10 protein-coding genes are annotated in these 12,020 nt (G+C 71.9%); 9 read left to right on the plus strand and 1 reads right to left on the minus strand.

The window, feature by feature from the left end:
- The first annotated feature begins 138 nt into the window (after window positions 1–138).
- From IG88_RS0135245 to IG88_RS0135280, 8 genes are all read left to right on the plus strand, one after another.
- Window positions 139–1,755: an L-lactate permease gene (locus IG88_RS0135245; protein ID WP_031050189.1), complete on the plus strand. Its 1,617-nt coding sequence runs from the start codon at window positions 139–141 to the stop codon at window positions 1,753–1,755.
- A gap of 91 nt (window positions 1,756–1,846) precedes the next feature.
- Window positions 1,847–3,211 (plus strand): phosphomannomutase/phosphoglucomutase, encoded by a 1,365-nt coding sequence (locus IG88_RS0135250; protein ID WP_031050191.1) that lies wholly within the window; start codon window positions 1,847–1,849, stop codon window positions 3,209–3,211.
- Between the two features lie 181 nt (window positions 3,212–3,392).
- Window positions 3,393–3,563 carry a Trm112 family protein gene (locus tag IG88_RS39475; RefSeq protein WP_037837372.1) on the plus strand — a complete coding sequence of 57 codons (171 nt, stop codon included), beginning with the start codon at window positions 3,393–3,395 and terminating at the stop codon, window positions 3,561–3,563.
- Window positions 3,564–3,641: 78 nt separating this feature from the next.
- A complete protein-coding gene (locus tag IG88_RS0135260; protein WP_031050193.1) occupies window positions 3,642–4,769 on the plus strand; it encodes an SIS domain-containing protein in 1,128 nt (375 codons plus the stop codon).
- Between the two features lie 50 nt (window positions 4,770–4,819).
- The gene (gene manA / locus IG88_RS0135265) at window positions 4,820–5,971 is read left to right on the plus strand and encodes a mannose-6-phosphate isomerase, class I (protein ID WP_031050194.1); all 1,152 of its coding nucleotides are present in this window, start codon (window positions 4,820–4,822) and stop codon (window positions 5,969–5,971) included.
- Window positions 5,972–6,160: 189 nt separating this feature from the next.
- Window positions 6,161–7,141, plus strand: a complete 981-nt coding sequence (locus IG88_RS0135270) for a cation diffusion facilitator family transporter (protein WP_031050196.1) — start codon at window positions 6,161–6,163, stop codon at window positions 7,139–7,141.
- 280 nt (window positions 7,142–7,421) lie between these two features.
- Complete coding sequence (gene ahcY, locus IG88_RS0135275) at window positions 7,422–8,879, plus strand: adenosylhomocysteinase (RefSeq protein ID WP_031050199.1); 1,458 nt, start codon at window positions 7,422–7,424, stop codon at window positions 8,877–8,879.
- Between the two features lie 119 nt (window positions 8,880–8,998).
- On the plus strand, window positions 8,999–9,613 hold the full coding sequence (locus IG88_RS0135280) for a hypothetical protein (RefSeq protein WP_031050202.1): 615 nt from the start codon (window positions 8,999–9,001) through the stop codon (window positions 9,611–9,613).
- A 24-nt stretch (window positions 9,614–9,637) separates the two neighbouring features.
- Here IG88_RS0135280 and IG88_RS0135285 read toward each other — a convergent pair whose 3' ends face one another.
- The gene (locus IG88_RS0135285; protein ID WP_031050205.1) at window positions 9,638–10,570 is read right to left on the minus strand and encodes an RDD family protein; all 933 of its coding nucleotides are present in this window, start codon (window positions 10,568–10,570) and stop codon (window positions 9,638–9,640) included.
- 124 nt (window positions 10,571–10,694) lie between these two features.
- On the opposite strand from IG88_RS0135285, the gene IG88_RS0135290 reads away from it, so the two are divergent.
- A complete protein-coding gene (locus IG88_RS0135290; protein WP_031050208.1) occupies window positions 10,695–11,702 on the plus strand; it encodes a stage II sporulation protein M in 1,008 nt (335 codons plus the stop codon).
- The last annotated feature ends 318 nt before the right edge of the window (window positions 11,703–12,020 follow it).

Genomic DNA, 12,020 nt, shown 5'->3' on the forward strand with positions numbered 1-12,020 from the left:
CCCCAGTTCCTCCTTCATCTTCCGTGTCGTCGGTCACATCCGTTGCCGCACACCCATTGACGTTCTCTTGTCACGGACACGACCATTCCGGAAGTCGCGAGACATCGCTTTCACATGGCGGAATCCGGGGAGGCGCCCGTGTACGTGCAGGAACTGGAACCCGTCGCCGGTTCACTCGGCCTGTCCGCCCTGGTGGCGGCCCTGCCCCTGGTGATCGTCCTCGTCCTGCTGGGCGGCGTCCGCATGAAGGCGCACCTGGCCGGCCTCATCGGGCTCCTGGTCGCCGTGCTCGTCGCCCGGCTCGCCTACGGCATGCCACTGGACCAGACGGCCTCCAGCGCCGTCCAAGGAGCCGTTTTCGGCCTCTTCCCCATCCTGTGGATCGTCGTGAACGCGCTGTGGGTCTACCGGATGACCGTCCGCACCCGGCACTTCGACATCCTGCGCCGCTCCTTCGGCCGGCTCTCCGACGACCCCCGCATCCAGGCTCTCGTCGTGGCCTTCTGCTTCGGCGCCCTCCTGGAGGCCCTCGCCGGGTTCGGGGCGCCCGTCGCGATCTGCTCGGTCATGCTCGTCGCCCTCGGCTTCGACCCCGTGCGCGCCGCCGTCGTCTCCCTGGTCGCCAACACCGCGCCGGTCGCCTTCGGCGCGATGGGCACCCCCGTGGTGACGCTGGCCCAGGTCACCGGGCTGCCCCTGGACGACGTGGCCTCCGTGGTGGGCCGTCAGACGCCGCTGCTCGCCCTCGTCGTACCGCTGCTCCTGGTCGCCCTGGTCGACGGGCGGCGCGGGCTGCGCGAGACCTGGGTGCCCGCGCTGGCCTGCGGAGTCGCCTTCGCCGTCGCCCAGTTCGTCGCCTCCAACTACGTCTCCGCCCAGCTCGCCGACATCGCCGCCGCCCTGATCGGCGCCGGCGCCCTGGTCGCCGTACCGCACTCCCGCAGGCCCGCCGCCGAGCCCGTACGCGCGTCCGTGCTGACCGGCGTACGCAGTGGGGAACTGGACGAGGAGGACTCCGCGCGGGAGGTGGTGCGGGCCTACGCGCCGTACGCGCTGATCGTCGCCGTCTTCTCCGTCGCGCAGATCCCCGCGGTCAAGGACTGGCTGGCGAAGGCCACGCAGTCCTACGACTGGCCCTTCCTCGACGTGTTCGACCCCGAGGGCAACCCGGTGGGCGGCAACGTCTTCTCCTGGCCGATCGTCTCCACCGGCGGCACACTCGTCCTGTTCGCCGGGCTGGCCACGGCCGTCGTCCTCGGCGTGCACGCGCGCGTGGCGGTCAGGGAGTGGCTCGCGACCGTGCACGAACTGCGGTTCGCGATCCTCACCGTCACCTCGGTCCTCGCCCTCGCCTACGTCATGAACCTCTCCGGGCAGGCCGCCACCATCGGCCACTTCGTCGCCGCGGCCGGCGCCGGGCTCGCCTTCCTCTCCCCGGTCCTCGGCTGGTTCGGCGTCGCCGTCTCCGGCTCCGACACCTCCGCCAACGCGCTCTTCGGCGCCCTCCAGGTGACCGCCGCGCGGGAGTCCGGCCTCTCGCCCGAACTCCTGGCCGCCGCCAACAGCTCCGGGGGCGTCCTCGGCAAGATGATCTCCCCGCAGAACCTCACCATCGCCTGCGCCGCCGTCGGACTCGCGGGCCGCGAAGGGGATCTGCTGCGCAAGGTGCTGCCCTGGAGCCTGGGCCTGCTGCTGGTGATGTGCCTGATCGTGGTCGCGCAGTCCACGGCCGTCCTGGGCTGGATGCTGCCCTGACACCGCCCGCCGCCCGGAACCGCCCGGGCGGCCCGCCGGTCCCCACGGGGTAGTTTGTGGGCTCCGAACAGGACTTCCAGGAAGGCTGGCCGTGGCTGCTGATCTGTCGCAGATCGTGAAGGCGTACGACGTGCGCGGTGTCGTCCCCGACCAGTGGGACGAGTCGCTGGCCGAGCTGTTCGGCGCGGCCTTCGTCGAGCTGACCGGCGCGGACGCCATCGTGGTCGGACACGACATGCGGCCCTCGTCCCCGGGCCTGTCCGGCGCCTTCGCGCGCGGGGCGGCGGCCCGCGGCGCCGACGTGACCGGGATCGGCCTGTGCTCCACCGACGAGCTGTACTACGCCTCCGGCGCACTCGGCCTGCCGGGCGCCATGTTCACGGCCTCGCACAACCCCGCCCAGTACAACGGCATCAAGCTGTGCCGCGCGGGCGCCGCCCCGGTCGGCCAGGACACCGGCCTCGCCGAGATCCGCACCCTGGTGGAGCGCTGGAGCGAGGAGGGCGCCCCCGAGCCCTCCGCCCGCCCCGGCACCGTCTCCCGGCGCGACGTCCTCGCCGACTACGCGGCCCACCTGCGTTCCCTGGTCGACCTCACCGCCATCCGCCCCCTCAAGGTCGTCGTCGACGCGGGCAACGGCATGGGCGGCCACACCGTCCCCACGGTCTTCGCCGGCCTGCCCCTCGACCTGGTGCCGATGTACTTCGAACTCGACGGCACCTTCCCCAACCACGAGGCCAACCCGCTCGACCCGGCCAACCTCGTCGACCTCCAGCAGCGCGTCCGCGCGGAGGGCGCCGACCTGGGCCTCGCCTTCGACGGCGACGCCGACCGCTGCTTCGTCGTCGACCAGAACGGCGACCCGGTCTCCCCGTCCGCGGTGACCGCCCTCGTGGCCGCCCGCGAGCTGGCCCGCAACGGCGGCACGGGCACGGTCATCCACAACCTGATCACCTCCTGGTCCGTCCCCGAGGTCGTGCGCGAGAACGGCGGCACACCGGCACGCACGCGCGTGGGCCACTCCTTCATCAAGGCCGAGATGGCCAGGACCGGGGCCATCTTCGGCGGCGAGCACTCCGCGCACTACTACTTCCGCGACTTCTGGAACGCCGACACCGGCATGCTCGCCGCCCTCCACGTCCTCGCCGCCCTCGGCGGTCAGGACGGCCCGCTGTCCGCCCTGGTCGCCGCGTACGACCGCTACGCGGGCTCCGGCGAGATCAACTCCACCGTCGCCGACCAGCAGGCCCGCCTCGCCGCGATCCGCGCCGCGTACGAGGGCCGCGACGACGTCACCGTGGACGACCTCGACGGCCTCACGGTCACGGCGGCCGACTGGTGGTTCAACGTCCGCCCGTCCAACACCGAGCCGCTGCTCCGCCTGAACGCGGAGGCGCGCGACGAGGCGACGATGACGAAGGTGCGCGACGAGGCCTTGGCGATCATCCGGGCGTGAGCGGTCGGCTCGACTTCTCATCCCACCGAGTCGAGTGGTGGTGGTTGGGCACAGGCCGGGGGTCCAGGGGGCGGCGCCCCCCGGAGGGGTGGCAGGGGCGGAGCCCCTACACCAGGTGCCCACCGGCGGTACCCTGACCAGCACATCCACACACGCCCCACCACCCCCGGAGGGAACCCCCATGCCGCTCGAAGCCGGCCTCCTGGAGATCCTCGCCTGCCCCGCCTGCCACGCTCCCCTTCAGGAGCAGGACGCGGAGCTGATCTGCACCGGCCAGGACTGCGGCCTGGCCTACCCGGTGCGCGACGGCATCCCCGTCCTCCTCGTCGACGAGGCCCGCCGCCCCGAGTAACCGCCGCCCAGGCGACGGCATCCCGGCGACGACCCCGCGCAACCGAACGAACGCCCCGGCGATCGGAGACCTGCCGCCATGTTCGACGAATCGCTCCTCGACGACCCGGAGCGCCTCACCGAGGCCGACCGCCGCGGCCTCCTCCGCGGCGCCGCCGAGGCCGGCGCCCGCGTCCGCACCGCCGCCCGGCAGGCAGCCGAGGCCGGCGTCGCCAACCTCAGGCCGGACGGCCGCCCCCGCGCCGTACTGATCGCGGGCCCCGGCGCCGCCGCCACCCACGCCGCCGACCTCCTCGGCACCCTCGCGGGCGCCGGCAGCCCCGTCACCCGCCTCGCCCCCACCGGCGTCGCCCCCGCCGCGGGCGCCCTGCGCTGGGAACTGCCCGGCTGGACCGGCTCCGTCGACCTCCTGCTGATCGCCACCCCCGACGGCACCGAGCCGGGCCTGGCCCTGCTCGCCGAACAGGCGTACCGCCGGGGCTGCACGGTCGTCGCCGTCGCCCCCGCCGGCTCCCCGCTCAGCGAGGCGGTCGGCGCCTCCCGCGGCCTGTTCCTTCCGATGGCGACCGCCCCGTACGACCACGACGAACCCCTCGCCGGTGCCGCCCCCGGCGTCCTGTGGGCGCTGCTCACCCCGCTCCTCGCGCTGCTGGACCGCACCGGGCTGCTCGAGGCGCCCCCGGAGGCCGTCGACAAGGTCGCCGACCGGCTCGACCGCGTCGCCGAACGCTGCGGGCCCGCGATCGTCACCTACAGCAACCCCGCCAAGACCCTCGCGGCCGAACTGGCCGACTCCCTCCCCGTCGTGTGGACCGAGGGCACCTCCGCCGGGCCCGCGGGCCGCCGGTTCGCCGCCGCACTCGCCGAGCTGTCCGGCACCCCCGCCGTCGTCGCCGACCTGCCCGAGGCGCTCGCCGCGCACAGCGCCCTGCTCGCCGGCCGACTCGCCGCCGGTGCCGACCCCGACGACTTCTTCCGCGACCGCGTGGAGGAGCCGGCCGCGCTGCACGCACGCGTGGTGCTCCTGCGCGACCGGCCCACCGGTGGTCTCACCGCCGCCCCCAACGCCCGTGACCTGGCCCTGGGCCACGACACGCCGATCAGCGAGCTGGAGCCCGAAGAGGGCGGCGAACTGGAGACCCTCGCCGAGCTGATCGCCATCACGGATTTCGCCGCCGTTTACCTGGCACTCGCCTCGGGATCCTGACCCCGGCGCACCATCGCCCACGCACCCGCACGCACCGGCAGAGAGAGCCCATGGACCGCCTCGACAACACCGTCCGCCCCTACGCCTGGGGTTCCACCACCGCGATCCCGACCCTCCTCGGGACCGAGCCGACCGGCGAACCGCAGGCGGAGATGTGGATGGGCGCCCACCCCGGCGCCCCCTCCCGCACGGGCCGGGGCACCCTCGCCGAGGTCGTCGACGCCGACCCCGAGAGGGAACTGGGCGCCGCCTCCGTCGCCAAGTTCGGCCCCCGGCTGCCCTTCCTCCTCAAGCTCCTCGCCGCCGGCGCCCCGCTCTCCCTCCAGGTCCACCCCGACCTCGCACAGGCCCGGCAGGGGTACGAGGACGAGGAACGCCGGGGGGTCCCCGCGGACGCCCCGCACCGCAACTACAAGGACGCCAACCACAAGCCCGAACTGGTCTGCGCCCTCACCGACTTCGACGGCCTGTGCGGCTTCCGCCCCCCGGCCGAGACCGCCGACCTGCTCGACGGCCTCGGCGTCGCCTCCCTCAAGCCGTACGTCGACCTGCTGCGCGCCCACCCCGAGGACGCCGCCCTGCGCGAGGTGCTCACCGCGGTCCTCACCGCCGACCCCGAGGAGATGTCCCGCACGGTCACCGAGACCGCGGCCGCCTGCGAACGCCTCGGCGGCGCCTACCGGCCGTACGCCGACATCGCCCACCACTACCCCGGCGACCCCGGCGTCCTCGCCGCCATGCTCCTCAACCACGTCCGGCTCCAGCCCGGCGAGGCCCTCTACCTCGGCGCAGGCATCCCGCACGCCTACCTCAACGGCCTGGGCGTCGAGATCATGGCCAACTCCGACAACGTCCTGCGCTGCGGCCTCACCCCCAAGCACGTCGACGTCCCCGAACTCCTGCGCGTGGTCCGCTTCGAGGCGGGCGACGCCGGCGTCCTGCGCCCGGAGGCGTCCCCCGACGGCGAAGAGGTCTACGACACCCCGACCGACGAGTTCCGCCTGTCCCGCTACGTCCTGCCCGAGGGCACCGGCGTCCACGACCTCACCCTGCCCACCCCGCAGATCCTGCTCTGCACGGCGGGCACCGTACGGGCGGGCGAGCACGAACTGCGCCCCGGCCGCTCCGTCTTCGTCCCGGCCCACGAAAAGGCCGAAGTGTCCGGAACCGGCACGCTCTTCCGCGCCACCGTGCGCGTCTGAGACGACCCCGCACGGGTCCGACACCTGTCTGACGGGCGAACGACGGGGCATCCGGCACCTCGGGGTCCGCACGGGCTGCAACAATGGCGCACCGCAAAGGAGGGGCCAAAGCCGGTGACGGCCGCGCCCCGCCGGCGGCGTACGGACGCAGACGAAGAAGCAGACGCAGGCGAAGGGACAACGCGACACATGAGCGCGTCAGGCGGTACCAGGGCGATCGTGGCGGCACTGCTCGCCAACCTCTCGATCGCGGTGGCGAAATTCGTGGCGTTCCTCTTCAGCGGATCGTCCTCGATGCTCGCCGAATCCGTGCACTCCGTCGCCGACTCGGGCAACCAGGGCCTGCTCCTCCTCGGCGGCAAGCGGGCCCAGCGCGAGGCCACTCCGCAACACCCCTTCGGCTTCGGCCGCGAGCGGTACATCTACGCCTTCCTCGTCTCCATCGTGCTCTTCTCGGTCGGCGGCATGTTCGCCCTCTACGAGGGCTACGAGAAGATCAAGCACCCGCACGAACTGGAGCACTGGTACTGGCCGGTGGGCGTCCTGGTCTTCGCGATCGTCGCCGAGGGCTTCTCCTTCCGGACCGCCGTCAAGGAGTCCAACCCCCTGCGCGGCACGAAGTCCTGGAAGGAGTTCATCCGCCACGCCAAGGCCCCCGAGCTGCCGGTCGTCCTCCTGGAGGACTTCGGCGCCCTCGTCGGCCTGGTCCTCGCCCTCGGCGGCGTCGGCCTCGCCCTGCTCACCGGCGACGGCGTCTGGGACGGCATCGGCACCCTGTGCATCGGCATCCTGCTCATCCTCATCGCACTGGTCCTCGCCGTCGAGACCAAGTCCCTGCTGCTCGGCGAGGCCGCCGGCGCCGAGGTGATCCAGCAGATCGAGGCCGCGGCCGTCGCCGGTGACACGGTCACCGGCATCATCCACATGCGCACCCTCCACCTCGGCCCCGAGGAACTGCTCGTCGCCGCCAAGATCGCCGTCCGTCACGACGGCACGGCCACGGAGATCGCCTCCGCGATCGACGCCGCCGAGTCCCGGATCCGCGAAGCTGTCCCGATCGCCCGCGTCATCTACCTGGAACCGGACATCTACAGCGAGTCCGAGGCCGCCAAGGGCGCCGACCCCGAGGCGACCCCCGGCGGCCCCACCGCGCCTCCCGCAGCCCACTGACCGACGCCCCGCAGCCCCTCGTCACGCTTCGTGAACGTCTGGAAGTGTTCGGAGGCGGACTGGGGAGGCGGGCGCGCGCGGTGTAGCTTGGGACGGAGCCAGACGTCGCTGCTGATGGCGGTCGGGCGGTCCAGGACGGACCGGCCGAGGGAGAGAGGGCCTCCGACGGACTGCGCTGCGCGTACGCGGGCATGCCTGTGTCCTCTTCGGGGCACCCCTGTGTCCGCCGCCGCGCAGGTCAGCCGTTCCCACCTCGACCCAACCCGAGGAGCAGCCCGTAATGACGACTGTCGACAACCGACAGGACTTCAAGGTCGCCGACCTCTCCCTGGCCTCGTTCGGCCGCAAGGAGATCACCCTCGCCGAGCACGAGATGCCGGGACTGATGGCGATCCGCAAGGAGTACGCCGAGGCTCAGCCGCTCGCCGGTGCCCGGATCACCGGTTCCCTGCACATGACGGTGCAGACCGCGGTGCTCATCGAGACCCTGGTCGCCCTGGGCGCCGAGGTCCGCTGGGCCTCCTGCAACATCTTCTCCACCCAGGACCACGCGGCCGCCGCCATCGCCGTCGGCCCGAACGGCACCCCGGACAACCCGCAGGGCGTCCCGGTCTTCGCCTGGAAGGGCGAGACCCTGGAGGAGTACTGGTGGTGCACGGAGCAGGCGCTGACCTGGCCGAACACCCCCACCGGCGGCCCCAACATGATCCTGGACGACGGCGGTGACGCCACCCTCCTCGTCCACAAGGGCGTCGAGTACGAGAAGGACGGCAAGGTCCCCTCGGTCGACACCGCCGAGTCCGACGAGCACCGCGTCATCCTCGAGCTCCTCACCCGCACGGTCAGCGAGACCCCGCAGAAGTGGACCCAGCTCGCGTCCGAGATCCGCGGCGTGACCGAGGAGACCACGACCGGCGTCCACCGTCTCTACGAGATGCACCGCGACGGCACCCTCCTGTTCCCGGCGATCAACGTCAACGACGCGGTCACCAAGTCGAAGTTCGACAACAAGTACGGCTGCCGCCACTCCCTGATCGACGGCATCAACCGGGCCACCGACGTGCTGATCGGCGGCAAGACCGCCGTCGTCTGCGGCTACGGCGACGTCGGCAAGGGCTGCGCGGAGTCCCTGCGCGGCCAGGGCGCCCGCGTGATCATCACGGAGATCGACCCGATCTGCGCGCTGCAGGCGGCGATGGACGGGTACCAGGTCACAACGCTGGACGAGGTCGTCGACAAGGCCGACATCTTCGTCACCACGACCGGCAACAAGGACATCATCATGGCCTCGGACATGGCCAAGATGAAGCACCAGGCCATCGTCGGCAACATCGGCCACTTCGACAACGAGATCGACATGGCCGGCCTTGCCAAGACCCCCGGCATCGTCAAGGACGAGGTCAAGCCGCAGGTCCACACCTGGACCTACCCGGACGGCAAGGTTCTCATCGTCCTGTCCGAGGGCCGCCTGCTGAACCTGGGCAACGCCACGGGTCACCCGTCGTTCGTGATGTCCAACTCCTTCGCGGACCAGACGCTGGCGCAGATCGAGCTGTTCACCAAGCCCGACGCCTACCCGACCGACGTGTACGTGCTGCCCAAGCACCTGGACGAGAAGGTCGCCCGGCTCCACCTCGACGCCCTCGGCGTCAAGCTGACCACGCTCCGCCCGGAGCAGGCCGACTACATCGGCGTCAAGGTCGAGGGGCCGTACAAGCCCGACCACTACCGCTACTGAGCCCTCCGGCTCCCACGGCTCCTCGCCTTCGAGACAGGCCCCCGCACCCCCGTGCCGGGGGCCTGTCCCGTTGCCGCCTCAGCGGTCGGACCAGCAGCCCGTCACCACCCAGGACACCCATGCCCCGCGGCCGTTATTCGCTTCACGATCCGCACGACCACACCCTCCTCGCAGAAGAACACTTCCAGTGCGCCCCCGGCCCCTCCGGCTGGCGCTACGTGTCACAACTGACCGCCCCCACCGGACATCACCGTGGCTCCGTCGACCTCGCCCTCGACGAACTCGGCCGCCCCATCCGCCTCGAACTCCACTCCGCCGACTGGCAGGTGCGCGGCGCGGCCATCGACGGCCTCACCTGGGTCCGCACCGACCCCACCGGAGCCCACGCCACCGAAGGCAATGCGCGCGCCCACGCCTTCACCGGCACCTCCCCGTCCTTCCTCGTCGCCATCACCCGTCTCCTGCGCCTCACCCCCTCCGGGTCAGCGACCCGCGTACGCCTCGTCGCCCTCACGGACCCGGTCCTCGCCCCCCGCACCGTGGACCAGTCCTGGGCCTTGCTGAACAGAGAAGCACACGCCACTGACAACGGACCCCTCGTCGTGGACGAATACCAGGTCACAGCCCTGGACACGGGCGAACAGCACTCCGTGCACATCGCCGGCGACGTCGTACTGGCGGCCCCGGGGATCGAGTTGGAGGACCTGGAGACACCGCCGTCCGTGTTCCGGTGAGGGACGCCGGGTGGCCGGCCGTTCCTAGGCCGGCGGCACGAACCCGGTCCCGGGGCGGCCGTCCGGCGGCACGTCCCGCGACACCTCGGTGCGGCCGTCGGACGACGGCGCCGGCGGCGGGGTGGCCGGTGCGGGCGCCGACGGGGCAGCCGCCGCAGGAGACACCGGCACCTCGGGCGTCGCCGGGGCGGCATTCCCGCCGGCCGAACGCCGGCCGAACGCCCGCCGGACCTCCCGGGCCTGCCGTTCCTGCAACACCGCCGCCAGATACGCGGGCGGCGGCACCTCCCGCGGCACCGGAGCACCCGTACGGGCCGCCACGTCGGTGGCGAGCCGCTCGGCCATGGCCCAGCCGACGCGCGGATCCAGTTGTGCGGCCCGGGCCAGGTACTGACGGACGGCGAGCCACAGATCGTCGGGCACCGCGGACAGGTCGAGTCCCGAGAACCGCCCCGCCAGCCACGGCGGAGGCGGCGGCATGAACCCCGCCGACGAGTACGGCACCCTCTCCCGCACGACCAGCGTGCCCGCGAACACGTCACCGAGCCGCCGCCCCCGCGCCGACACCAACGAGGCGATACAGGCGATCACCCCGAACGTCATGAGGATCTCGACCACCCCGATCAAGCCCCTCACCAGCGCGTGCCGGAACCTGATGGGCCCGCCGTCGTCCCGCACCACCCGCAGACCGCACGCCGTCTTCCCGAGCGACCGCCCGTGGCTCAGGGTCTCCACGGCGATCGGCCCGCCCACCAGGACCAGGACGAAGGTCACGATCGTCAGCGCAGTCTGCGCCGCGTCGTCCAGGGAAGAGGTGGACGCGACCAGCGCGACGGTCACCGCCACGTAGACGGCCACGGCGACCACCAGGTCGAGCAGGACGGCCAGCGCCCTGCTGGGCAGCCTCGCGGGGCGCAGTTCCAGCACCACCGCCTCGCCCGTCACCAGCTCACTCACGCGCGCCGCCCTTCCCCTGAAGCTCCCGTCCCCGCCAGTCTGCCAAGCTGAGGACACACCGCGCCGCAGTACGACAAGCTGATCCACGACGAGCCGCCGACGATACCGAGGAGCAGGCACCCCGATGGACCTCGACGTCTTCGTCTCCACCCACCGCGCGGAGTGGGACCGCCTCGACGCCCTCCTGCGGCGCAGGCGCCGCCTGACCGGTGCCGAGACCGACGAACTCGTCGCCCTCTACCAGCGCACGGCCACCCACCTCTCCCTCATCCAGTCCGGTGCCCCCGACCCCCAGCTGACCGGACGGCTCAGCCAACTGGTGGCACGCGCGCGCAGCGTCGTGACCGGCACCCGGCGCGCCTCCTGGCGCGACGTCACACGCTTTCTGACCCAGCAGTTCCCGGCGGCCGTCTACCGGGCCCGCCACTGGTGGGTTCCCGTGGCCCTCGTGTCGACCGCAGTCGCCGCGCTCCTCGGCTGGTGGATCGGGACCCATCCGGAGGTGCAGTCCACCATCGCGGCACCGAGCGAACTGCGCGAGCTCACCCGCCCGGGCGGTCAGTACGAGACGTACTACTCGAGCAACCCGGCCGCCTCGTTCGCGGCCCAGGTGTGGACGAACAACGCATGGGCCGCCGCGCTCTGCCTCATCCTGGGCGTCTTCCTGGGGCTTCCCGTCGTCTGGATCCTCTTCCAGAACATGCTCAACCTCGGTGTCGGCTTCGGCCTCATGTCGTCGGCCGGCCGCCTCGACACCTTCCTCGGCCTGGTCCTGCCGCACGGCCTGCTCGAACTGACCGCGGTGTTCGTCGCCGCGGGCACAGGTATGCGGCTGGGCTGGACCCTCATCGATCCCGGGCCCCGCACCCGGCGCGCGGCCCTTGCCGAAGAGGGCAGGGCGGCCATCGGCATGGCAGTCGGCCTCGCCCTCGTCCTCTTCGTCTCCGGCGCCATCGAAGGCTTCGTCACGCCTTCCGGCCTGCCCACCTGGGCGCGCATCACCATCGGAGTCGCCGCCGAGCTGGCCTTCCTCGCCTACGTCTATGTCCTGGGAGGCCGCGCGGTGCGTGCCGGTGACACGGGTGACGTCGAGGAGGCCGAACGCAGCGCCACCGTGCCGACGGCCGCCTGATGTGCATCCGACCCCGGCGAGCTGCTACTGTCCTCTTCGTTCCCGCACGAGCCGTTGACACGGAGCGAGCGGGGAGGTAGATTCGAACAGTTGCCTGGAGACGGGGGCACCCCAGAGGGCGACAGTGAACATCTATCAGCTTCCACGAATCAACGAATTCGACGAAGCACTCTCCCGATTGAATCGGAAACGAACGGCCGGTCAAACCGCCCCGAAACTTCTGATAAAGTCGGAAGCGCCGGAAAGGGAAACGCGAAAGCGGGAACCTGGAAAGCACCGAGGAAATCGGATCGGAAAGATCTGATAGAGTCGGAAACG

The organism is Streptomyces sp. NRRL F-5650, from assembly GCF_000721365.1.
Taxonomy (GTDB): Bacteria; Actinomycetota; Actinomycetes; order Streptomycetales; family Streptomycetaceae; genus Streptomyces; species Streptomyces ardesiacus.

What these genes read in the sequence shown, in the direction of transcription:
- IG88_RS39475 (WP_037837372.1), top strand. Translation starts at nt 3,393, where the DNA reads ATGCCGCTCGAAGCCGGCCTCCTGGAGATCCTCGCCTGCCCCGCCTGC.
- IG88_RS0135260 (WP_031050193.1), top strand. Translation starts at nt 3,642, where the DNA reads ATGTTCGACGAATCGCTCCTCGACGACCCGGAGCGCCTCACCGAGGCC.
- manA (WP_031050194.1), top strand. Translation starts at nt 4,820, where the DNA reads ATGGACCGCCTCGACAACACCGTCCGCCCCTACGCCTGGGGTTCCACC.
- IG88_RS0135270 (WP_031050196.1), top strand. Translation starts at nt 6,161, where the DNA reads ATGAGCGCGTCAGGCGGTACCAGGGCGATCGTGGCGGCACTGCTCGCC.
- ahcY (WP_031050199.1), top strand. Translation starts at nt 7,422, where the DNA reads ATGACGACTGTCGACAACCGACAGGACTTCAAGGTCGCCGACCTCTCC.
- IG88_RS0135280 (WP_031050202.1), top strand. Translation starts at nt 8,999, where the DNA reads ATGCCCCGCGGCCGTTATTCGCTTCACGATCCGCACGACCACACCCTC.
- IG88_RS0135290 (WP_031050208.1), top strand. Translation starts at nt 10,695, where the DNA reads ATGGACCTCGACGTCTTCGTCTCCACCCACCGCGCGGAGTGGGACCGC.